We start from the raw sequence: 21,901 nt of genomic DNA, 5'->3' as shown, positions 1-21,901 counted from the left end.
AAAGATCGCGAGGCAAGCTCGCCTCCTGCAGGGTTCCAGTGATCTGACTTACTTCATAGAGGGTGCATTTTATGTCCCAAGAATTTGACTACATCATCATTGGTGCCGGCTCTGCCGGTAACACCCTGGCGACCCGTCTGACTGAAGACCAAGGCGTCACCGTGCTGCTGCTTGAAGCAGGCGGCCCGGACTACCGTTTCGACTTCCGTACCCAAATGCCTGCCGCGCTGGCGTTCCCGCTGCAAGGCCGTCGCTACAACTGGGCCTACGAAACCGATCCAGAACCGCATATGGACGGTCGCCGCATGGAATGTGGCCGTGGCAAGGGCCTGGGCGGTTCGTCGCTGATCAACGGCATGTGCTACATCCGCGGCAACGCGATGGACTACGACGGCTGGGCAAAAAACCCTGGCCTGGAAGACTGGTCGTACCTGGACTGCCTGCCGTACTTCCGCAAAGCGGAAACCCGCGACATCGGTCCGAATGACTACCACGGTGGCGACGGCCCGGTCAGCGTGACCACGCCAAAAGCCGGCAACAACGTGCTGTTCCACGCCATGGTTGAAGCCGGTGTACAAGCGGGCTACCCGCGCACCGAAGACTTGAACGGCTACCAGCAAGAAGGCTTCGGCCCGATGGACCGTACCGTGACGCCGAACGGCCGTCGCGCCAGCACCGCACGCGGTTACCTGGACATCGCCAAGCAGCGCTCGACGCTGACCATCGTGACCCATGCGCTGACTGACAAGATCATCTTTGAAGGCAAGCGTGCAGTCGGCGTGCACTACATGACCGGCGACAACCATGTGCGCATCGAAGCTCGTGCACGCAAGGAAGTCCTGCTGTGCAGCGGCGCCATTGGTTCGCCAACCGTGCTGCAACGCTCGGGCGTCGGCCCGGCAGAACTGCTCAAAAGCCTCGACATCCCGGTGGTTCACGACCTGCCGGGCGTCGGCCAGAACCTGCAAGACCACCTGGAGCTGTACCTGCAATACGCGTGCACTCAGCCAGTGTCGCTGTACCCGTCGCTGCTGTGGTGGAACCAGCCGGCCATTGGCGCCGAGTGGTTGTTCGCCGGCAAAGGCATTGGCGCCAGCAACCAGTTCGAAGCCGGTGGTTTTATCCGTACCCGCGAGCATTTCGAGTGGCCGAACATTCAGTACCACTTCTTGCCAGTGGCGATTAACTACAACGGCAGCAATGGCGTGAAAGAGCACGGTTTCCAGGCGCACATGGGTTCCATGCGTTCGCCGAGCCGTGGCCGCGTCAACGTGAAGTCCAAGGACCCGCGTGAGTACCCGAGCATCCTGTTCAACTACATGTCCACCGAGCAAGACTGGCAGGAATTCCGCGACGGCATCCGCCTGACCCGTGAAATCATGCAGCAGCCGGCTCTGGACGCGTACCGTGGCCGTGAAATCAGCCCGGGTATCGATAAACAGACTGACGAAGAACTCGACCAGTTCATCCGTGAGCACGCCGAAACCGCTTTCCACCCGTCCTGCTCGTGCAAAATGGGCACCGACGAGATGGCCGTGGTAGACGGCGAAGGCCGTGTGCATGGGCTGCAAGGTCTGCGTGTGGTTGATGCGTCGATCATGCCGCTGATCACCACCGGTAACCTGAACGCGCCGACGATCATGATCGCCGAGAAAATCGCCGACAAGATCCGTGGCCGCAAGCCACTGCCGCGCAGCACCGCCGACTACTACGTAGCAGGCGATGCGCCGGTGCGCGGCAAGCCACTGCGTGAAGTGAGCCGTACCGCTCAGTAACACCGCAATAACCGTAGGGCGGAGCTCGCCTCGCGATCTTTTGATCATTTAAAAGATCGCGAGACAAGCTCGTTCCTACAGATCCATGACGTTTCATTCCCACCCCGCTTGCCCCCACCTCTACGCAGGCCTACTCTAGGGCCTCGTTTCGCGTCACACCCCCCGCTTTACACCCGATTTCCCGCTTTCGGAGGTCCGTGCATGTTCGACTTTCATTCTCAGCTCAAGCAGCGCTTCGCCGCCCTGCACACTCGGGCCGAGTTCTTTTCGCTGCGCTATGTACGTGAATCCGGGCAATACCTGTCGGTGCGCAAGAACGTCGCAGAGCCGCCTTCATTCGGGCACGATCAAGGCGCGATGCTGACAGTGCGACTCAAGGGCGTTGAAGCCTATGCCGCCACCAACGATTTGTCCCAGGCGGGGCTGCAGGCCGCGCTGGAGCGGGCCGAAGCCCAGGCCCGGTTGATCACCGACCACGCGTTACTCAACCTCAGCGACGAGGCGGTATCCAGCGCCAAGTCTGATTACTTTTCGCCCGATATCGACCAGGCGTTCCCGTCGCTGAGCCAGTGCTATGACTTGCTGAGCACTGAGTCGGCCGCCGTACCCAAGGACGAGCGGCTCGTCAGTTGGGTGGCCTCGCTTGGTCTCACCCATGTCGAGCAGATTTACCTCAACAGCGCAGGCGCCGAGCTGCGTCAGGCCCAACGTTTTGTTTTCCCCGGCATGAGTGTCACCGCCTACGACGGCCAGGACAGCCAAAGCCGCACCCTGGGCCGCGAGAATTTTGGCCAGCAAGGCGGCGCCGATGTAATCAGCCGCTGCGGCCTGATCGGCGCTGGCCCGGTCGTGGCCGACCAGGCGCTGCAATTGCTGCTCGCCCCCAACACTCCGCACGGCCAGCGCGACCTGCTGCTGATGCCCGACCAGATGATTTTGCAGATCCACGAGTCCATCGGCCATCCGCTGGAACTGGACCGCATCTTGGGTGACGAACGCAATTACGCGGGCACCAGCTTCGTTAAGACCAGCGACTTTGGCAGCCTGCAGTACGGCTCCCAATTGCTCAACGTCACCTTCGACCCGACGATCCCCGAGCAACTCGCCAGTTATAGCTTTGACGATGACGGCACCCCGGCGCACAAGGCGTTTCTGATCCGCGAAGGCGTGTTGCAGCGCCCGCTGGGGGGCGCACTGTCGCAGTTCCGCACGGGGCTGGAAGGCGTGGCCAACAGCCGCGCGTGCAGTTGGAACCGCGCCCCCATTGACCGCATGGCCAACCTCAATATCGAGCCGGGCGACCGCTCCATGGCACAACTGATTGGCGGTATCGAGCACGGCATTCTGATGTCCAACAACCGCTCATGGTCGATTGACGATGCGCGCAACAAGTTCCAGTTCGGCTGCGAATGGGGCCAGTTGATCGAGAATGGTGAGCTCAAGGGCGTGGTGAAAAACCCGAATTACCGGGGTATTTCCGAGCAGTTCTGGCGCAATCTCAGCGCCGTGGGCGACGCCAGTACCTTTAAAGTGCTGGGCACGCCCAACTGTGGCAAAGGCGAGCCGAACCAGGTCATCCGCGTGGGCCATGCGTCGCCGGCCTGTGTGTTCAGTCAAGTGGATGTGTTTGGAGGAGATGCCTGATGAGCCAGGTACTGAGTCAGGCCGAGCAGTTCGAGGGGCTGGTGGCGTGGTTGCGCAAGGCGCTGGTCGGCCCGGAGCAATTTACCGTCGGCTACAATGCCGAAGCCTCGCAATTTATCCGCTTCAACAAGGGCAAAGTGCGCCAGGCCGGTGTGGTCCAGCAAGCCAGCCTGAGCCTGAAGCTAATTAATGAGGGCCGCCATGCCAGCGTCAACGTGACCCTGGCCGGTGAGCCTGGCGTCGATCAGCAGCGCTTGGCCGATGCGCTGAAACAACTGCGTGAGACATTGCCGCTGTTGCCGGTCGATCCGTATTTGCAACTCAACCCCGACCCATGGCACAGCCACAATGTGCAGGCCGAGCCTTTGCCGGATTCAGCGCAAGTGCTGGAGCAAATCCGCCGTGCGGCACACGGCGTCGACTTGGTGGGCTTCTACGCCAGCGGCCCGATCAGCTATGGCTACGCCAGTTCGCAAGGCGCTTTTGGCTGGCATCAGGCCAACAGCTTCAACTTTGACTGGAGCGTGTTCCACAGTAACGGCCAAGCAGTCAAAGCCAGCTACGCCGGGTCGCACTGGGACAGCGAACGCTTTGCCCAGCGCATGCAGCAGGCCCTCGAACAATTGGCGTTTCTCGACCGCCCGGCCCACGTGTTGGCTCCTGGCGAGTACCGTGCGTACCTGGCGCCCGCCGCGCTGGAAGAAGTCATGAGCATGCTGTGCTGGGGCGGTTTTTCGGCCCAGGCACTGGCCAGCAAATACAGCCCGATGCAAAAGCTGTACGGCGGCGATGCCGAACTGAGCCCGCTGGTGTCGCTGGACGAGCATGTCAGCCAGTCCCTGAGCCCGGCGTTTTCAAACGAAGGTTATCCGCGCCAGGATTTGTCGCTGGTCAAGCATGGCAAGGCCGACCAGCAGTTGGTGAGCTCGCGCAGTGCGGCCGAATATGGGCTGCAGGTTAACGGCGCGCACGCAGGCGAAGCGCCGAGTGCATTGGCGATGGCCGCCGGGCAACTGGCGCAGGCCGACATTCTCAAGCAGTTGGGCACCGGCCTGTACATCAGCAACCTGTGGTATTTGAACTATTCTGACCAACCAGCAGCGCGCCTGACCGGCATGACCCGGTTTGCGACGTTCTGGGTGGAAGACGGCGAGATCAAGGCGCCGGTCAATACCATGCGTTTTGATGACAGCGTGTACAGCCTGCTGGGCTCGCAGCTCGAAGCCCTTACCGTAGAGCGCGAACTGCTGGTGTCGGCCAGCACTTACGACCACCGCCAGACCGCGTCGAATTTATTGCCGGGTGCACTGGTCAAAAAACTCACGCTCACGTTGTAATGATTCTGTTGGAGCGAGCTTGCCTCGCGATCTTTGAACGATCATAAGATCGCGAGACAAGCTCGCTCCTACAGAAGATCCTCGAACAATTAGAAAGAGGTCCTATGCCTGCACGCCCGGTTCTCACGCCCGAAATATTACGTTGGTTGCCGTGGGTGGTGGCCATCGCGTTTTTCATGCAGTCGCTCGACGGTACGATCCTCAACACCGCCCTACCCGCCATGGCCGCCGACCTCAAGGAAAACCCGCTGCGCATGCAAGGGGTGATCGTGGCCTACATGCTCACCGTGGCCTTGCTGATCCCGGCCTCGGGCTGGATCGCTGACCGCTTCGGCACCAAGAAAATCTTCTTCAGCGCCATTCTGCTGTTCAGTCTCGGCTCACTGCTGTGCGCCTTGTCGGGCACGCTCAACCAACTGATTGCCGCCCGCGTGCTTCAAGGGCTGGGCGGAGCCTTGATGGTGCCGGTCGGGCGGCTGGTGGTGCTCAAGGCTTATCCGCGCTCGGAACTGGTGCGGATCATGGGCTTTATCACCATCCCCGGCCTGCTCGGCCCGCTGATCGGCCCGACCCTGGGCGGTTGGATGGTGCAGTACTTGAGCTGGCACTGGATCTTCCTGATCAACCTGCCGGTGGGCATGCTCGGATGCTGGGCGGTCTGGAAAATGATCCCGGATTTGCGTGGCGACGGCCGCACCCGCTTCGATGCCCTGGGCTTTTTGCTGTTTGGCGCAGCCATGGTGTTTATCACCATTGCGATGGAAGGCCTGGGCGAACTGCACATGCCGCACTTGCGCGTCATGTTGCTGTTGTTTGCCGGGCTGGCGTGCCTGGCGGCGTATTGGCTGCGGGCGGCCAACATCAGCAATCCGCTGTTCTCGCCGGTGCTGTTTAAAACCAAGACCTTTGCCGTGGGCATTCTGGGCAACCTGTTTGCCCGTCTGGGCAGCGGCGCGCTGCCGTTTCTGGTGCCGTTGCTGCTGCAAGTGGCGCTGGGCTATTCGCCGTCGGAAGCCGGGATGAGCATGTTGCCACTGGCAGCCGCCGCGATGCTGGCCAAATGGGGCGCGCGGCCACTGATCGAGCGTCTGGGCTATCGCACTATTCTGACCGGCAACACCCTGGCACTCGGTATCATGCTGGCCAGCATGGGCCTGGTGACCGCGCAAACGCCTTACCCGTTGTTGCTGACAATGCTGGCCATTTTGGGGGCTATCAACTCGTTGCAGTTCACCGCCATGAACACCGTAACCCTCATCGACCTCGATGATGTCAGCGCCAGCAGCGGCAACAGCTTGCTGTCGGTGGTGGCGCAGCTGTCGCTGAGCCTGGGGGTTGCCTGCGCCGGTGCCTTGCTCGGCGGCTTCTCGGGCGACGGCGCCAGCGATGGCGTGCACACCGTGCTGGGGGCGTTCCAGTTGACCTTCCTGACTGTCGGCATCATGGCCATGCTGGCGGCGGCGATCTTCCTGCAGTTGTCCCCGCAGGACGGGCGCAAGCCCAAAGCCAACTCGGAGCATGAACCGGATCATTAATGGGGCCTTTGTAGGCGCGAGCTTGCCTCGCGATCTTTTAAAAAAATCAAAAGATCGCGAGACAAGCTCGCGCCTACAGAATCCTTGATGACTTCTCGTCCAGAATGTTCGGGCATTGGGCAACGGGCTGTTACACTGCGCGACATTTTGTTTTGCAGGCCAGTCCCGTGACCACCATTGCCACCGCTTTTAACACTCTGCCTCTGTCCGCCGCCATGCTGGCTAACCTCGACTCCCTCGGTTATGCCCAGATGACGCCGATCCAGGCGCAGAGCTTGCCGGTGATCCTCAAAGGCATGGACCTGATCGCCCAGGCCAAGACCGGCAGCGGTAAAACCGCGGCGTTCGGCATCGGCCTGCTGAACCCGATCAACCCACGCTACTTCGGTTGCCAGGCCTTGGTGATCTGCCCGACCCGCGAACTGGCGGATCAGGTAGCCAAGGAAATCCGCCGTCTGGCCCGCGCCGAAGACAACATCAAAGTGCTGACCCTGTGTGGCGGCGTGTCGTTCGGCCCGCAGATCGGTTCGCTGGAGCACGGCGCGCACATCATTGTCGGCACGCCGGGGCGTATCCAGCAGCACTTGCGCAAAGGTTCGCTGGTACTCGATGGCCTGAACACGCTGGTGCTCGACGAAGCCGACCGCATGCTCGACATGGGCTTTTACGACGCCATCGAAGACATCATTCAGCAGACCCCCGAACGTCGCCAGACCCTGCTGTTTTCGGCCACCTACCCGGTGGGCATCAAGCAATTGGCGTCCAAGTTCATGCGCAACCCGCAGCAAGTCAAAGCCGAGGCGCTGCACACCGACAGCCAGATCGAACAGCGTTTCTACGAGATTTCGCCGGAAGAACGCATGAGCGCCGTGACTAAAGTGCTCGGGCACTTCCGCCCGCAATCGTGCGTGGCGTTCTGCTTCACCAAGCAGCAGGTGCAGGAAACCGTTGACCACCTGACCTCCAAGGGCATTTCGGCCGTCGGCCTGCACGGTGACCTGGAACAGCGCGACCGCGATCAGGTGCTGGCGATGTTCGCCAACCGTTCGACCTCGGTGCTGGTGGCCACCGACGTGGCGGCCCGGGGCTTGGACATCGACGCACTGGACATGGTGATCAACGTTGAGCTGGCCCGCGACTCGGAAATCCACATTCACCGCGTTGGCCGTACAGGCCGTGCGGGCGAAAAAGGCATTGCGATCAGCCTGGTGGCGCCGTCCGAAGCGCACCGCGCCCAGGCCATCGAGCAGTTGCAAAAGGCTCCGCTGAACTGGGAGTCGCTGGACACCCTGACCTCCAAAGGCGGCGCCCCGCTGCTGCCACCGATGAGCACCCTGGTGATCGGCGCTGGCCGCAAAGACAAAGTCCGCCCTGGTGACATTCTGGGTGCTTTGACCGGTGATGCCGGTATTCCTGGGGCACAGGTCGGCAAAATTACTATTTTTGACTTCCAGGCCTACGTAGCGGTTGACCGCACCATCGCCAAACAAGCCGCCCAGCGCTTGAGCGACGGCAAGATCAAAGGCCGTTCGTTGCGCGTTCGGGTGTTGTAACCCCCCTGTAGGAGCGAGCTCGTCTCGCGAACTTTTGCTCATTTAAAAGCTCGCTCCTACACGATTATCTGAAGTTTCGAGGACACCGCTTTGCGTACCACCGATGTTGTGATTATTGGCGCTGGCGCCGCAGGTTTGATGTGCGCGCTGACCGCTGCCGGGCGTGGGCGCAAAGTGATGCTGATCGACCACGCCAACAAGGCGGGCAAAAAGATCCTGATGTCGGGCGGTGGCCGTTGCAACTTCACCAATATGTACACCGAGCCGAGCAACTTCCTGTCGCAGAACCCGCACTTCTGCAAGTCGGCGCTGGCCCGTTACACGCAATGGGATTTCATCGCGCTGGTGAGTAAGCACGGCGTGCCCTATCACGAGAAAAAACTCGGCCAGTTGTTCTGCGATAACAAGTCCAGCGACATCCTCGAAATGCTCCTCAGTGAATGCCAGCAAGCGGGTGTCAGCCTGCACCTGGACACCTCGGTCGAGCAGATCGAAAAGACCGACAGCGGCTACAGCCTCAAGACCACACTGGATCAGTTGAACTGCCAGTCGCTGGTGATCGCCACCGGAGGCCTGTCGATCCCGACCCTGGGCGCCACCGGCTTTGGCTATCAAGTGGCCAAGCAGTTCGGCCACACCTTGCTGCCGACCCGCGCCGGGCTGGTGCCGTTCACCATTACCGATCAGCTCAAAGAGATCTGCGCCGAACTCTCGGGCACCTCGGTGGACTGCCTGGTGAGCTGCAACGATCAGAGCTTTCGCGAGAACATTCTGTTCACCCACCGCGGCCTGAGCGGCCCGGCGATTTTGCAGATCTCGTCGTTCTGGAACAGCGGCGACACGGTGGAAATCAATCTGCTGCCGGACCTGGGCGCGCTGAGCTGGCTGCAAGCCCAACAAGCAGAACGCCCGAACAGCGAATTGAAAACCCTGCTCGGTGAAATCTTCACCAAGAAGATGGCCAACTTGCTGGCCGAACACTGGTTCGTGTCCAAGCCAATGAAGCAATACACCCCCGGCGAACTGACCGACGTGGCTGACAAATTGGCCTGCTGGAAAGTCGTACCCGCCGGCACCGAAGGCTATCGCACCGCCGAAGTGACCCTGGGCGGGGTTGATACCCGCGAAGTATCATCCAAGACTTTGGAGTCGCTGAAGAGCCCTGGGCTGTATTTTGTCGGCGAAGTGCTGGACGTGAGCGGCCACCTGGGCGGTTTCAACTTCCAGTGGGCGTGGGCATCCGGGTATGCCGCCGCGCAGTACGCCTGACGCAGGCATACCTTCAACGCGGCTTTGCATTCAGGCAAAAAATATTTTCTGTTCGATGTGAACAGTGCCATTGCACTAACGTCTTATCTGGCTCAATTTAGCGAATCACGAGCCAGGCACCGCCACTCCATGTCATCGACCTCTTTCAGCCAATCACTGCGCCGCTTGTGGGCGCGGGACAAGTTCAGTTACAGCGTCCGGGTGTTCATCGCCCTGACCGGCAGCATGGCTTTTTGTTGGTATCAGGACGAGATGTCGCTGTTGATCCCCTTGTTCCTGGGGATTATCGCCAGCGCCCTGTCCGAGACTGATGACAGTTGGCAGGGCCGCCTCAACGCGCTGCTGGTAACGCTGGTGTGTTTCAGTGCTTCGGCGATCAGTGTCGAATTGCTCTTCCCCTACCCGTTGCTGCTGGTGACCGCACTGGCACTGGCCAGCTTTGGCCTGACCATGCTCGGTGCGCTGGGCGAACGCTATGGGGCGATTGCCTCGGCCACACTGATTTTGGCCGTGTACACCATGATCGGGGTGGACCAGCGGGGCGGCGAGGTCACCGATTTCTGGCACGAACCCATGCTGCTGGTGGCAGGCGCGGCCTGGTATGGCGCATTGTCGGTGCTCTGGCAGGCGATGTTTTCCCACCAGCCGGTGCAACAAAGCCTGGCGCGGCTGTTCTGGGAGCTGGGGCTGTACCTCAAGCTCAAGTCGTCGCTGTTTGAGCCGGTGCGTAATCTGGATGTAGAAGCTGGTCGTCTGGAGCTGGCCCGGCAAAACGGCCGCGTGGTGGCGGCCCTGAACACCACCAAAGAGATCATTTTGCACCGGGTCGGCAATACGCGGCCGGGCTCCAAAATCAGTCGCTACCTCAAGCTGTACTTTCTCGCACAGGATATTCACGAGCGCGCCAGTTCGTCGCACTACCCGTACAACGCGCTGGCCGATGCCTTCTTCCACAGTGACGTGATGTTCCGTTGCCAACGCTTGTTGCGCCAGCAAGGCGTGGCCTGCCAGCGTCTGTCGGAGTCGATCAAGCTGCGCCAGCCGTTTGTCTATGACGACAGTTTTGCCGAGGCGCTGGGCGATCTGCATGCCTCGCTCGAACACCTGCGCATCCAGAGCAACCCGGCCTGGCGCGGGCTGTTGCGCTCGCTGCGGGCGCTGGCGGCCAACCTCGGTACGCTGGACCGTTTGCTCAGCGACGCCAGCAACCCCGATGCCCTGGCCGATGCCACTGACAGCAGCTTGCTGGACCGCTCGCCACGCAACTTCAAGGACGTGTGGTCACGCTTGCGCCAGCACCTCACGCCGACGTCGCTGATCTTCCGCCACGCCTTGCGCCTGCCATTGGCGCTGAGTATCGGCTTTGGCATGGTGCACTGGATTCACCCAAGCCAGGGTTACTGGATCATCCTCACCACGCTGTTCGTCTGCCAGCCGAGCTACGGCGCGACGCGGCGCAAGTTCAGCCAGCGGATCATCGGTACGGCCATTGGCCTGGCCGTGGGCTGGGCGCTGTTCGATCTGTTCCCGAACCCACTGGTGCAGTCGTTGTTCGCCGTGGTGGCCGGGGTGGTGTTCTTTATCAACCGCACCACGCGCTACACCCTGAGCACAGCCGCCATCACGCTGATGATTCTGTTCTGCTTCAACCAGGTGGGCGACGGTTATGGACTGTTCCTGCCACGATTGCTCGATACCCTGGTGGGCAGCGTGATCGCCGCAGCGGCGGTGTTCCTGTTCTTGCCGGACTGGCAGGGCCGTCGGCTCAATCAGGCGCTGGCCAATACCTTGAGCTGCAACAGCCAGTACCTGCGCCAGATCCTGCAGCAATACGCACAGGGCAAAAGCGATGACCTGGCTTACCGGCTGGCGCGCCGCAACGCCCACAACGCCGACGCAGCGCTGTCGACCACGCTGGCCAACATGCTGATGGAGCCGGGGCACTTCCGTAAGGACGCCGACATGGGCTTCCGCTTTTTGGTGCTCTCACACACCTTGCTCAGTTATCTGTCGGGCCTGGGCGCGCATCGCGGCACCGAGTTGCCGGCGGAACTGCGCGAACAGTTGATCGAAGGCGCAGGCCGGCGCATTGCGGACAGCATCGACGTGATCGCTCAGGGCTTGAGCAGTAAACAACCCGTGGCAGTGCAGAGCGACGAAGAAGAAGTACTGGCCAACGAACTGGAGCAGATGCCGGACGAAGTCGATGAGAACCAGCGGCTGGTGCAGACTCAATTGGCGCTGATTTGCCGTCAGTTGGGTCCATTGCGCACGCTGGCCGCACACTTGGTCAAAGCCCCGTAGGATTTATCGCAGCTTGGCGCCAGTCAGCATCACGCCTACTATCGGCTGATCGATTCGATCACAAGGACAACAACGTGACCACTGACTGGCTCTGCAAACACCACGACGATTTAGGTAAAGAACAGCTCTACGCCATTCTGGAGCTGCGCTCAGAGGTGTTCGTCGTTGAACAGAAATGCGCGTATCAGGATGTCGACGGGCAAGACCTGAGCGGCGATACACTGCATGTGATGGGTTGGCAAAACGACAAGCTGGTGGCTTACGCCCGCCTGCTGGACCCGGAGTCCCAGGGCGGTGACGTGGTGATTGGCCGCGTGATCATTGCCCCCGAAGGCCGTGGGCAAAAGCTTGGGCACCGGCTGATTGAAGTGGCGCTGCAAAACATCGAAGAGTACTGGTCAGGACAGCCCGTTTTCATGTCCGCACAAGCGCACCTGCAGCCGTTTTATGAGCAACACGGCTTCATGGCCGAAGGCGAGACCTACCTTGAAGATGACATCCCGCACATCGCCATGCGCCGCGTTCAAGGGTAACCGAGTACCTGCTTGAGCTGTTCCACATGCTGGCCCACCCAGGCTTTGTCGATCGGCCCCCAACTGAGAATCTGATAACGCCCGGCATGATGACGGGCACCGTCCTGCTGTTCAAACTCGCACACGATGTCCAGATCGGCCAGGGCTGCGATGGTGTCCTGAGCAGTTCGGCGCGGCATGCCGGTGACTTCGGTCAGCGCCGGCACATTGCTGGCGACCTGGCTGTCGATCAACCAGGCCACGTACAAACGCCGATAAAAGCTGCTTTTGGTTTTACTGACTTCCATTCAGAACTCCCGTTATGTAGTACGCCACCTGTAGGAGCGAGCTTTTGAACGATCAAAAGATCGCGAGGCAAGCTCGCTCCTACGGTTAAGTGCGGGCATCACGCCAGGTCAGGTACACCCGCAGGTCAAACTCCAGTTGGTGATAACCCGGCAGCATGTGTTCGCACAGTTTGTAGAACGCCTTGTTGTGGTCGGACTCTTTCAAGTGCGCCAACTCGTGAACCACGATCATCTTTAAAAACTCGGGCGCTGCCTCTTTGAACAGCGAGGCCACGCGCAGCTCTTTCTTGGCCTTGAGCTTGCCACCCTGCACCCGCGAAATGGTCGTGTGCAAACCCAGTGCGCGGTGGGTCAGGTCGAGTCGGTTATCAAACAACACCTTGTCGAAGGACGGCGCGTTGCGCAGGTATTCCTGTTTGAGTTCCAGAGCGTAGGCATACAAGGCCTTGTCACTTTGCACGGCATGACGCAGTGGATAACGCTCGCTCAGGTAACTGCCCAACTGGTCGCGCTCGATCAATTGGCGTACCTGATCCTGCAACGTCTGGGGATAAGCCTGAAGGTATTTGAGAACAGTCATGGGGCGCCAACGCACAGCGTAAAAGTTCGCCAGTGTAGCGAATTCCGCTTTTATGGCTACCTTGTCAGACTTTTGCGCTGCCAAGAGGCGGACGCTTCCGAGAAAGCGCGCAGACCGCAAGCGCTGCTTGCGGCGTGGAAAGTGCCGGGGCTATCTTCATCAGTCGCCGATGATCCCCGTGGAAGTGACATGAAAAATACGACGCCCGACTGTCCAACACCCAAGCACACCCAGCGCGATGATCATCAGCACGATGAAGCCACCCGGCACATTCTCAAACGCCTGCGCCAAGACCCGCCTGTCGCCCTCGACACCCTGAAACCGACTCAGGCACACGACATCAGCCCGCAGTCACCATTTGCCGTGAAAGCGGATGTACGTGCCATCGAGGCCTTGCTGCATGTGTCGATCATGCTCAAGAGTGCCGAAGAAGTCTCGGATGAGATCACCGAGCTGGCCAGCGGGATAGAGCGAGGGTTGGTGTGGTCGTTGGTGCATTCCGTAGAAATGGCCCGATCACTGGTAGATGCATTGCTCAAGGGCAATGGGGTTGATCCGCAGGCTTAAGCGGCAAGCGGCAGGCTGCAAGTTAAGAATCGCTTCAACTTGCAGCCTGCCGCTGGTTTTACACCTTAGTTGACCTTGGCGTTCAGCTCACCTTTGAGGTAACGCTGGTACATGGCTTCCAGAGAGATCGGCTTGATCTTCGAAGCGTTGCCGGCAGTGCCGAACGCTTCGTAACGTGCGATGCACACGTCGCGCATGGCCGTCACGGTAGCGCCGAAGAACTTACGCGGGTCGAACTCGCTTGGGTTGGTTGCCATCAGGCGACGCATGGCGCCAGTCGATGCCAGACGCAGGTCGGTGTCGATGTTGACCTTACGCACACCGTACTTGATGCCTTCAACGATTTCTTCAACCGGCACACCGTAGGTTTCTTTGATGTCGCCGCCGTACTGGTTGATGATCGCCAGCCACTCTTGTGGCACCGAAGACGAACCGTGCATCACCAGGTGAGTGTTCGGGATGCGCTTGTGGATTTCTTTAATACGGTCAATCGCCAGCACGTCGCCAGTAGGTGGCTTGGTGAACTTGTAAGCGCCGTGGGAAGTACCGATGGCAATCGCCAGGGCGTCCACTTGGGTGCGTTTCACGAAGTCAGCAGCTTCTTCCGGGTCGGTCAGCATTTGGCTGTGATCCAGAACGCCTTCAGCGCCGATACCATCTTCTTCGCCCGCCATGCCGGTTTCCAGGGAACCCAGGCAGCCCAGCTCACCTTCAACCGACACACCGCACGCGTGCGCCATGGCAACGGTTTGTTGAGTGACGCGAACGTTGTAGTCGTAGTCGGTTGGGGTCTTGCCGTCTTCACCCAGCGAGCCGTCCATCATGACCGAGCTGAAGCCCAGTTGGATCGAACGCTGGCAGACGTCAGGGCTGGTGCCGTGGTCTTGGTGCATGCAGACCGGAATGTGCGGGAACTCTTCGATTGCCGCCAGGATCAGGTGACGCAGAAACGGCGCACCCGCGTACTTGCGCGCACCGGCCGAAGCCTGAACGATCACCGGGGAGTCAGTCTTGTCAGCGGCTTCCATGATCGCGCGCATCTGCTCAAGGTTGTTAACGTTGAAGGCTGGAACGCCGTAGCCGAACTCGGCTGCGTGGTCCAACATCTGGCGCATGCTGATAAGTGCCATTGTGTGTGTCTCTCCCGGACAAGGGTCGTTAATCGTGCAAGCCTGCCGGAGCGGCGGCTGCGATTCAAGTTATTGCAGATCGGGGGTTAGCCCCGATTCTACGAATTCAATATGGCTGAAACGATACAGCTCCAGCCCTGGCTGGTCGCCCCTGCGTGGGAGCGAGCTTGCCTCGCGATCGCTTAAAAATTCAAAAGATCGCGAGAAAAGCTCGCTCCTACACTATTGGCCTTAAGGACACCCGCGCCCTTTTGAGGGTTGAGGTGTCTCGTATTTTTCCAGCGCTTCAGGCCCTGCGCGCTTGTCGACCAACGGCACGCTCTGCGCCTGCCACTCGGCCTGGTAACACCCACTCTCTTCGGGAGTGGCGGGTTCTGCCGGTGGCTTGGCCGAACCGGCACAACCGGCCAAAAAGCCCGCAACGATCAACAGCGGTAACAACTTGACCATGTCCATGCTTCCTTTCAGGGCCTGAGTCATGTTCAGGCTTTGGCGCGGCTTTCCAGGATTTCAACCGCCGGCAGTACCTTGCCTTCAACGAACTCCAGGAATGCACCGCCGCCTGTCGAGATGTAGGACACTTGATCAGCAATGCCATATTTGTCGATGGCGGCCAGGGTGTCGCCACCGCCTGCAATCGAGAAGGCATCGCTGTCAGCAATCGCTTGAGCCAGCACTTTGGTGCCGTTGCCGAACTGGTCAAATTCAAACACGCCCACCGGACCGTTCCACAGAATGGTCTTGGACGATTTCAGCAAGTCAGCAAAGTGCGCTGCAGTTTGCGGGCCGATGTCCAGGATCATGTCATCAGCAGCCACGTCGCCAATCAGTTTGACGGTAGCAGCGGCCGATTCAGCGAATTCCTTGGCAACCACGACGTCAGTTGGCAGCGGCACGTTGACCTTGGCCGCAATGGCGCGAGCGGTGTCCAGCAGGTCAGGTTCGTACAGCGATTTGCCCACCGGGTGACCGGCAGCCGCCAGGAAGGTGTTGGCAATGCCGCCGCCCACGATCAGCAGGTCGCAGATCTGGCTCAGACTGTTCAGCACTTCAAGTTTAGTCGACACCTTGGAACCGGCAACAATGGCAGCCATTGGCTTGGTCGGCGCTTTCAGGGCCTTGCCCAGTGCGTCCAGTTCAGCGGCCAGCAACGGGCCAGCAGCGGCAACCTTGGCGAACTTGGCCACGCCGTGGGTCGAACCCTCAGCGCGGTGCGCAGTGCCGAAGGCGTCCATCACGAACACGTCGCACAGGGCGGCGTATTGCTTGGCCAGTTCGTCAGCGTTTTTCTTTTCGCCTTTGTTGAAGCGCACGTTTTCGAACAACACGATGTCGCCCGCTTTAACGTCGACGCCGTTGAGGTAGTCGCTGACCAGCGGTACGTCGCGGCCCAAGGCTTTGCTCAGGTAGTCAGCCACAGGCTTGAGGCTGTTTTCGGCCGAGAATTCGCCTTCGGTCGGACGCCCCAAGTGCGAGCAGACCATAACCGCTGCGCCTTTTTCCAGCGCCAGCTTGATGGTCGGCAGCGAAGCAAGGATGCGTGCATCGCTGGCGACAACACCGTCCTTGACAGGGACGTTGAGGTCTTCGCGGATCAGCACGCGCTTACCTTGGAGATCGAGGTCGGTCATCTTCAACACGGTCATGGGTCGCAGTTCCTGAGTTTCTAATGTTAGAGAGCGGGTTTAGGGTGAGTGATGTGCAAATAGTGCTCTGCCACATCGATCATTCGATTGGCAAAACCCCATTCGTTGTCGAACCAGGCCAGCAGGTTCACCAGCCGTGGGCCGGAAACGCGGGTCTGGCTGGCATCGACGATGGCCGAATGCGGGTCATGGTTAAAATCGCAACTGGCGTGGGGCAACTCGGTGTAGGCCAACAGGCCCTTGAGCGGGCCGCTGGTGGCCGCCTCGCGCAGTACACGGTTGACCTCTGCCGCGTCGGTGTCACGTGCCGTGACCAGGGTAATATCCAGGCATGACACGTTCAGCGTCGGCACGCGTACGGCTTTGGCCTGAATCCGGCCAGCAAGTTCCGGCAGCAAACGCTCAATGCCTTTGGCAAGGCCGGTCGAGACCGGGATCACCGATTGAAACGCCGAGCGTGTACGACGCAGGTCTTCATGGTGGTAGGCATCGATAACTGGCTGGTCGTTCATGGCCGAGTGGATCGTGGTGATCGACACGTACTCAAGGCCGAACGCCTGATCAAGCAAGCGCAACAGCGGCACGCCGCAGTTGGTGGTACAGGAGGCGTTGGACACCAGGCGCTCGTCGCCGCTCAAGGTGTGCTGGTTAACACCGTACACGATGGTCGCGTCGACATCTGCCTCGCTGGCCATCGGCTGCGAGAACAGTACACGTGGAGCTCCGGCATCGAGAAAACGCTGGCCATCGCCACGGGTGTGATAGACGCCGGAACACTCCAGCACCAGATCAACGCCCAGCGCGGCCCAGTCGATCCCTTCCGGGGTGGCACTGCGGAACACTTTCACGCAGTCGCCGTTGATATGCAGGCAGTCGCCTTCGATCCGTATTTCGCCGGGGAACCGGCCATGGGTGGAGTCGAAGCGCGTCAAGTATTCGAGGCTGGCCATATCGGCCAAATCATTCAGTGCAACAATTTCAAACCCGGCAGCCGGCCCTCGCTCAAACAAAGCACGCAAGACACAACGACCAATTCGGCCGTAGCCGTTGAGTGCAACTTTGTAAGGACGCAGTTGAGGCATGGGGTTCTCTTATTGGGGTGGGCAGTCAATGCAAAACCCCTGTAGCCGCCGCCAAAGCTGCGATAGGTTGAGCAGAGACCCTCTTGAACGAAGGTCCTGCGGCCCTAATCACAACCTGCGACAGCAGCTACAGAGAAGATTGCTTAGTCTTCCAGCAGTTCTTCAGCTTGACCCAGGATGTTTTCCACGGTGAAACCGAACTCTTCGAACAAGGCAGGCGCAGGCGCCGACTCGCCGTAGGTGGTCATGCCGATCACGCGGCCTTCCAGGCCCACGTACTTGTACCAGTAGTCAGCGTGAGACGCTTCGATGGCGATACGCGCGCCCACTTGCAGCGGCAGAACCGACTGCTTGTAAGCGGCATCTTGAGCTTCGTACACGCTGGTGCACGGGATCGACACCACACGGACCTTACGGCCTTGTTCGGTCAGTTTCTCGTACGCCTGAACCGCCAGGCCGACTTCGGAACCGGCCGAGATCAGGATCAGCTCAGGCTCGCCTGCGCAGTCCTTGAGCACGTAACCACCGCGGTTGATGTTGGCGATCTGGCCAGCATCACGGGTTTGGTGGTTGAGGTTCTGACGCGAGAAGATCAACGCGGACGGGCCGTCGTTGCGCTCCAGGGCGTATTTCCAGGCTGCTGCGGATTCCACCGCGTCGGCTGGGCGCCAGGTGTCCAGGTTCGGCGTGGTACGCAGGCTGGTCAATTGCTCGACCGGCTGGTGCGTCGGGCCGTCTTCGCCCAGACCGATGGAGTCGTGGGTGAACACATAGATCACACGCTGCTTCATCAGGGCCGACATGCGGATGGCGTTGCGCGCGTATTCCATGAACATCAGGAAAGTCGCGCCGTAAGGCACCAGGCCGCCGTGCAGGGCAACGCCGTTCATGATGGCACTCATGCCGAACTCACGTACGCCGTAGTACACGTAGTTGCCGCTGGCGTCTTCAGCGCTCACACCTTTGCAACCTTTCCACAGGGTCAGGTTGGAACCGGCCAGGTCAGCCGAGCCGCCCAGCAGTTCAGGCAGCAGCGGGCCGAAGGCGTTGAGGGTGTTTTGGCTGGCTTTACGGCTGGCGATGGTTTCGCCTTTGGCCGCCACTTCAGCGATGTAGGCGCTGGCCTTGGCATCGAAGTCAGCAGGCAGTTCGCCGCTCAGGCGACGGGTCAGCTCTGCAGCCAGCTCCGGGAACTCAGCAGCATAGGCAGCGAAGCGCTTGTCCCACTCGGACTCAACCGCAGCACCGGCTTGCTTGGCATCCCATTCGGCGTAGATATCTGCCGGGATTTCAAACGGGCCGTGGTTCCAGTTCAGGGCGGTGCGGGTCAGGGCGATTTCGTCGTTGCCCAGTGGAGCACCGTGGCAATCTTCCTTGCCTTGCTTGTTCGGCGAACCAAAACCGATCGTGGTTTTGCAGCAGATCAGCGTTGGTTTGTCGCTTTTACGCGCGGTTTCGATCGCGGTCTTGATTTCTTCCGGGTCATGACCGTCAACGTTACGGATCACTTGCCAGTTGTAGGCTTCGAAACGCTTAGGGGTGTCGTCGGTGAACCAGCCTTCCACTTCGCCATCGATCGAGATGCCGTTGTCGTCATAGAACGCGATCAGCTTGTTCAGGCCCAGGGTGCCGGCCAACGAGCCAACTTCGTGGGAAATGCCTTCCATCATGCAGCCATCACCCAGGAACACGTAGGTGTGGTGGTCGACGACAGTGTGGCCAGGGCGGTTGAACTGCGCGCCCATGACTTTCTCAGCCAGGGCGAAGCCCACGGCATTGGCCAGGCCCTGCCCCAATGGGCCAGTGGTGGTTTCAACGCCCGGCGTGTAGCCGAATTCCGGGTGACCCGGAGTGCGGCTGTGCAGCTGGCGGAAGTTTTTCAGGTCGTCGATAGACAGGTCATAGCCGGTCAGGTGCAACAACGAGTAGATCAGCATCGAACCGTGGCCGTTAGACAGCACGAAGCGGTCACGGTCAGCGAACGAAGGATTGCTCGGGTTGTGCTTCAGATAATCGCGCCACAATACTTCGGCGATATCCGCCATACCCATAGGGGCACCTGGATGGCCGCTGTTGGCTTTTTGCACGGCATCCATGCTGAGTGCACGAATGGCGTTGGCACGCTCACGACGGCTGGGCATCGCTGTTCTCCTGGGTATTAAAAGTTAAATCGAAACGGAAAAAAGGCGAGCATTTTCCCTCACCCACCGCCCTCGGGGCAATGACAGATAGTCGCTTGAAGCGTTTTTCCTGTGCTTAAGCGTTCAACCTGTTGAAGATCGGACAGTTCGTTTCGTTATTACGTGCAGGCCATCCGACCAATGAACCGGTTATCGATCAATATCAAAAAGTTTTGATATTGAACTTGCGAGCTGCGGAACGGGTAACTAGACTGCGGCGCTATGAACTTACGCGTGCCTTCAATCCGCCATGACGATTGCGACGAGCTCTCCGCCCTGTGCAAGGCTGGAGGCGACCCGCTGCGACTCAATGTGTTGCGCGCGTTGGCCAACGATTCATTTGGAGTGCTGGAACTGACGCACATATTTGCCACCGGCCAGTCAGGCATGAGCCACCACCTCAAGGTGTTGTCCCAGGCACAACTGGTGGCCACGCGTCGCGAAGGCAATGCCATTTTTTATCGCCGCGCCCTACCCCACACCGAACTGCTGGGCGGCAAGTTGCATGCTGCGTTGCTGGAAGAGGTCGACAACCTGACCCTGCCCGCCGACGTGCAAGCGCGCATCAGTGCCGTACATGGACAACGAGCAGCGGCCAGCCAGGACTTTTTCTCGCGCATTGCCGAGAAATTTCGTGCTCAACAGGACTTGATCGCTGGCTTGCCACAGTATCGGGACAGCGTTTTGACGCTGCTCGACAAACAGAGCTTTAGCCCAACCGCCACGGCCCTTGAAGTCGGCCCCGGCGATGGCAGTTTCTTGCCTGACCTGGCCCGTCGCTTCCAGCAAGTCACGGCACTGGACAACAGCTCGGTGATGCTTGAGCTGGCCCGCCAGCTGTGTGAACGCGAGTCACTGAACAACGTCAGCCTGCTCCTGGCCGACGCGCTGCACGAGACGCACCCCCAGGCCGATTGCGTTGTAGTGAACATGGTCTTGCACCATTTCGCAGCACCGGCCGAAGCACTCAGGCAACTGGCCAGCTTGTTGAAACCTGGCGGTAGCCTGCTGGTAACAGAGTTGTGTAGCCATAATCAGACGTGGGCCCGTGAGGCTTGCGGCGATTTGTGGCTAGGTTTTGAACAAGATGATCTGGCCCATTGGGCCACCGCTGCGGGACTCGTTCCCGGGGAAAGCCTCTATGTAGGCTTACGTAATGGTTTCCAGATTCAGGTCCGCCACTTTCAGCGGCCAGCTGGCGACACTCACCATCGGTAAATATTAGGAAACCGTCGAGATGAGCGAATACTCCCTTTTCACCTCCGAGTCCGTGTCTGAAGGGCATCCGGACAAAATCGCCGACCAGATTTCTGATGCGGTGCTGGACGCCATCATTGCTGAAGACAAGCACGCCCGCGTGGCCTGCGAAACTCTGGTGAAAACCGGCGTGGCAATCATCGCAGGCGAAGTGACCACTTCGGCCTGGGTTGACCTGGAACAGATCGTTCGTGACGTGATCACCGACATCGGCTACACCAGCTCCGACGTAGGCTTCGATGGCGCGACCTGCGGCGTGATGAACATCATCGGCAAGCAATCCCCTGACATCAACCAGGGTGTCGACCGTGCCAAGCCTGAAGATCAGGGCGCCGGCGACCAGGGCCTGATGTTCGGCTACGCGAGCAACGAAACCGACGTGCTGATGCCAGCTCCGATCACTTTCTCGCACCAACTGGTTCAGCGTCAGGCTGAAGCCCGTAAATCCGGCCAACTGCCTTGGCTGCGTCCAGACGCCAAGTCGCAAGTTACCTGCCGTTATGAAAACGGCAAAGTGGTTGCAGTGGACGCGGTCGTACTGTCGACCCAGCACAACCCGGAAGTGTCGTACAACGACCTGCGCGAAGGCGTGATGGAGTTGATCGTCAAGCACGTGCTGCCTGCCGAACTGCTGCACAAAGACACCCAGTTCCACATCAACCCGACTGGCCAGTTCATCATCGGTGGCCCGGTGGGCGACTGCGGCCTGACGGGTCGCAAGATCATCGTTGACACCTACGGCGGCATGGCCCGTCACGGTGGTGGCGCGTTCTCGGGTAAAGACCCATCCAAGGTTGACCGTTCGGCCGCTTACGCAGGTCGTTACGTGGCCAAGAACATCGTGGCGGCCGGCCTGGCCGAGCGTTGCGAGATCCAGGTTTCCTACGCTATCGGCGTCGCTCAACCGACTTCGATTTCGTTGAACACCTTCGGCACTGGCAAGATCGCGGACGAGAAGATCATCAAGCTCGTGCGTGAAGTGTTCGACCTGCGTCCATACGCAATCACCACCATGCTCGACCTGCTGCACCCGATGTACCAGGAAACGGCTGCTTACGGTCACTTCGGCCGTACTCCACAGACCAAAACCGTTGGCAACGATACCTTCACCACGTTCACGTGGGAGCGTACCGACCGCGCTGAAGAGCTGCGCGCTGCCGCTGGTTTGTAAGTAAGCCAGAAGCCCCGGACAGGTCGCTGTCCGGGGCTTTTTTGTGCATTT

General features: G+C 59.9%; 18 protein-coding genes. 11 read left to right on the top strand and 7 right to left on the bottom strand.

The window, feature by feature from the left end:
• The first annotated feature begins 71 nt into the window (after window positions 1-71).
• The 8 genes from betA (at window position 72) to NTD86_RS06650 (ending at window position 11,950) form a co-directional block, all read left to right on the top strand.
• Entirely contained in the window at window positions 72-1,775 is a 1,704-nt protein-coding gene (betA, locus tag NTD86_RS06685; RefSeq protein WP_262201369.1) for a choline dehydrogenase, read from the top strand.
• 201 nt (window positions 1,776-1,976) lie between these two features.
• Window positions 1,977-3,419 carry a TldD/PmbA family protein gene (locus NTD86_RS06680; RefSeq protein ID WP_262201368.1) on the top strand — a complete coding sequence of 481 codons (1,443 nt, stop codon included), beginning with the start codon at window positions 1,977-1,979 and terminating at the stop codon, window positions 3,417-3,419.
• Complete coding sequence (locus tag NTD86_RS06675; protein WP_262201367.1) at window positions 3,419-4,756, top strand: TldD/PmbA family protein; 1,338 nt, start codon at window positions 3,419-3,421, stop codon at window positions 4,754-4,756. The genes NTD86_RS06680 and NTD86_RS06675 overlap by 1 nt, the downstream gene beginning before the upstream one ends.
• Window positions 4,757-4,860: 104 nt before the next feature.
• Window positions 4,861-6,291, top strand: coding sequence for a multidrug transporter subunit MdtD (mdtD, locus tag NTD86_RS06670; RefSeq protein ID WP_262201366.1), 1,431 nt, complete (start codon window positions 4,861-4,863; stop codon window positions 6,289-6,291).
• A 215-nt stretch (window positions 6,292-6,506) separates the two neighbouring features.
• A complete protein-coding gene (gene dbpA, locus NTD86_RS06665) occupies window positions 6,507-7,844 on the top strand; it encodes an ATP-dependent RNA helicase DbpA (RefSeq protein ID WP_262201378.1) in 1,338 nt (445 codons plus the stop codon).
• A 90-nt stretch (window positions 7,845-7,934) separates the two neighbouring features.
• Window positions 7,935-9,113, top strand: coding sequence for an NAD(P)/FAD-dependent oxidoreductase (locus NTD86_RS06660; protein WP_262201365.1), 1,179 nt, complete (start codon window positions 7,935-7,937; stop codon window positions 9,111-9,113).
• A gap of 129 nt (window positions 9,114-9,242) precedes the next feature.
• On the top strand, window positions 9,243-11,417 hold the full coding sequence (gene yccS, locus NTD86_RS06655; protein ID WP_262201364.1) for a YccS family putative transporter: 2,175 nt from the start codon (window positions 9,243-9,245) through the stop codon (window positions 11,415-11,417).
• 74 nt (window positions 11,418-11,491) lie between these two features.
• The gene (locus NTD86_RS06650; protein ID WP_262201363.1) at window positions 11,492-11,950 is read left to right on the top strand and encodes a GNAT family N-acetyltransferase; all 459 of its coding nucleotides are present in this window, start codon (window positions 11,492-11,494) and stop codon (window positions 11,948-11,950) included.
• Here the strand turns inward: NTD86_RS06650 and NTD86_RS06645 are convergent.
• Together NTD86_RS06645 and NTD86_RS06640 are read right to left on the bottom strand one after the other, a co-directional pair.
• Window positions 11,941-12,237, bottom strand: a complete 297-nt coding sequence (locus tag NTD86_RS06645) for a winged helix-turn-helix domain-containing protein (protein WP_262201362.1) — start codon at window positions 12,235-12,237, stop codon at window positions 11,941-11,943. The two genes, NTD86_RS06650 and NTD86_RS06645, sit on opposite strands and share 10 nt — an antisense overlap.
• 85 nt (window positions 12,238-12,322) lie before the next feature.
• The gene (locus NTD86_RS06640; RefSeq protein ID WP_262201361.1) at window positions 12,323-12,817 is read right to left on the bottom strand and encodes a YgjP-like metallopeptidase domain-containing protein; all 495 of its coding nucleotides are present in this window, start codon (window positions 12,815-12,817) and stop codon (window positions 12,323-12,325) included.
• Window positions 12,818-13,006: 189 nt separating this feature from the next.
• On the opposite strand from NTD86_RS06640, the gene NTD86_RS06635 reads away from it, so the two are divergent.
• A complete protein-coding gene (locus tag NTD86_RS06635) occupies window positions 13,007-13,384 on the top strand; it encodes a hypothetical protein (RefSeq protein WP_262201360.1) in 378 nt (125 codons plus the stop codon).
• A gap of 65 nt (window positions 13,385-13,449) precedes the next feature.
• Here the strand turns inward: NTD86_RS06635 and fba are convergent, their stop codons facing one another.
• The 5 genes from fba to tkt all read right to left on the bottom strand — a co-directional run bounded on the left by fba (window position 13,450) and on the right by tkt (window position 19,383).
• Entirely contained in the window at window positions 13,450-14,514 is a 1,065-nt protein-coding gene (gene fba / locus NTD86_RS06630) for a class II fructose-bisphosphate aldolase (protein WP_007913760.1), read from the bottom strand.
• A 231-nt stretch (window positions 14,515-14,745) separates the two neighbouring features.
• Window positions 14,746-14,964, bottom strand: a complete 219-nt coding sequence (locus NTD86_RS06625) for a hypothetical protein (protein ID WP_262201359.1) — start codon at window positions 14,962-14,964, stop codon at window positions 14,746-14,748.
• A gap of 32 nt (window positions 14,965-14,996) precedes the next feature.
• Window positions 14,997-16,160, bottom strand: a complete 1,164-nt coding sequence (locus NTD86_RS06620; protein WP_262201358.1) for a phosphoglycerate kinase — start codon at window positions 16,158-16,160, stop codon at window positions 14,997-14,999.
• Window positions 16,161-16,186: 26 nt separating this feature from the next.
• Window positions 16,187-17,242, bottom strand: a complete 1,056-nt coding sequence (gene epd / locus NTD86_RS06615) for an erythrose-4-phosphate dehydrogenase (protein WP_262201357.1) — start codon at window positions 17,240-17,242, stop codon at window positions 16,187-16,189.
• A gap of 143 nt (window positions 17,243-17,385) precedes the next feature.
• Entirely contained in the window at window positions 17,386-19,383 is a 1,998-nt protein-coding gene (tkt, locus tag NTD86_RS06610; RefSeq protein ID WP_262201356.1) for a transketolase, read from the bottom strand.
• A gap of 261 nt (window positions 19,384-19,644) precedes the next feature.
• Here tkt and NTD86_RS06605 point away from each other — a divergent pair, with 261 nt between their 5' ends.
• Window positions 19,645-20,640 (top strand): ArsR/SmtB family transcription factor, encoded by a 996-nt coding sequence (locus NTD86_RS06605; protein ID WP_262201355.1) that lies wholly within the window; start codon window positions 19,645-19,647, stop codon window positions 20,638-20,640.
• A gap of 19 nt (window positions 20,641-20,659) precedes the next feature.
• Window positions 20,660-21,850: a methionine adenosyltransferase gene (gene metK, locus NTD86_RS06600; RefSeq protein ID WP_262201354.1), complete on the top strand. Its 1,191-nt coding sequence runs from the start codon at window positions 20,660-20,662 to the stop codon at window positions 21,848-21,850.
• The last annotated feature ends 51 nt before the right edge of the window (window positions 21,851-21,901 follow it).

The organism is Pseudomonas sp. 7P_10.2_Bac1 (assembly GCF_025465935.1).
Taxonomy (GTDB): Bacteria; Pseudomonadota; Gammaproteobacteria; order Pseudomonadales; family Pseudomonadaceae; genus Aquipseudomonas.
The sequence above is the reverse complement of the archived record's forward strand: the minus strand, read 5'-3'. Positions and strand labels throughout refer to the sequence as shown.

Excerpts from the sequence above, each read along its gene's own strand:
- NTD86_RS06640 (WP_262201361.1), bottom strand. The coding sequence starts at position 12,817 with ATGACTGTTCTCAAATACCTTCAGGCTTATCCCCAGACGTTGCAGGAT.
- fba (WP_007913760.1), bottom strand. The coding sequence starts at position 14,514 with ATGGCACTTATCAGCATGCGCCAGATGTTGGACCACGCAGCCGAGTTC.
- NTD86_RS06605 (WP_262201355.1), top strand. The coding sequence starts at position 19,645 with ATGAACTTACGCGTGCCTTCAATCCGCCATGACGATTGCGACGAGCTC.
- dbpA (WP_262201378.1), top strand. The coding sequence starts at position 6,507 with ATGCTGGCTAACCTCGACTCCCTCGGTTATGCCCAGATGACGCCGATC.
- NTD86_RS06680 (WP_262201368.1), top strand. The coding sequence starts at position 1,977 with ATGTTCGACTTTCATTCTCAGCTCAAGCAGCGCTTCGCCGCCCTGCAC.
- NTD86_RS06645 (WP_262201362.1), bottom strand. The coding sequence starts at position 12,237 with ATGGAAGTCAGTAAAACCAAAAGCAGCTTTTATCGGCGTTTGTACGTG.
- NTD86_RS06635 (WP_262201360.1), top strand. The coding sequence starts at position 13,007 with ATGAAAAATACGACGCCCGACTGTCCAACACCCAAGCACACCCAGCGC.
- NTD86_RS06620 (WP_262201358.1), bottom strand. The coding sequence starts at position 16,160 with ATGACCGTGTTGAAGATGACCGACCTCGATCTCCAAGGTAAGCGCGTG.
- yccS (WP_262201364.1), top strand. The coding sequence starts at position 9,243 with ATGTCATCGACCTCTTTCAGCCAATCACTGCGCCGCTTGTGGGCGCGG.
- mdtD (WP_262201366.1), top strand. The coding sequence starts at position 4,861 with ATGCCTGCACGCCCGGTTCTCACGCCCGAAATATTACGTTGGTTGCCG.
- tkt (WP_262201356.1), bottom strand. The coding sequence starts at position 19,383 with ATGCCCAGCCGTCGTGAGCGTGCCAACGCCATTCGTGCACTCAGCATG.
- metK (WP_262201354.1), top strand. The coding sequence starts at position 20,660 with ATGAGCGAATACTCCCTTTTCACCTCCGAGTCCGTGTCTGAAGGGCAT.
- epd (WP_262201357.1), bottom strand. The coding sequence starts at position 17,242 with ATGCCTCAACTGCGTCCTTACAAAGTTGCACTCAACGGCTACGGCCGA.
- NTD86_RS06625 (WP_262201359.1), bottom strand. The coding sequence starts at position 14,964 with ATGGTCAAGTTGTTACCGCTGTTGATCGTTGCGGGCTTTTTGGCCGGT.
- betA (WP_262201369.1), top strand. The coding sequence starts at position 72 with ATGTCCCAAGAATTTGACTACATCATCATTGGTGCCGGCTCTGCCGGT.
- NTD86_RS06675 (WP_262201367.1), top strand. The coding sequence starts at position 3,419 with ATGAGCCAGGTACTGAGTCAGGCCGAGCAGTTCGAGGGGCTGGTGGCG.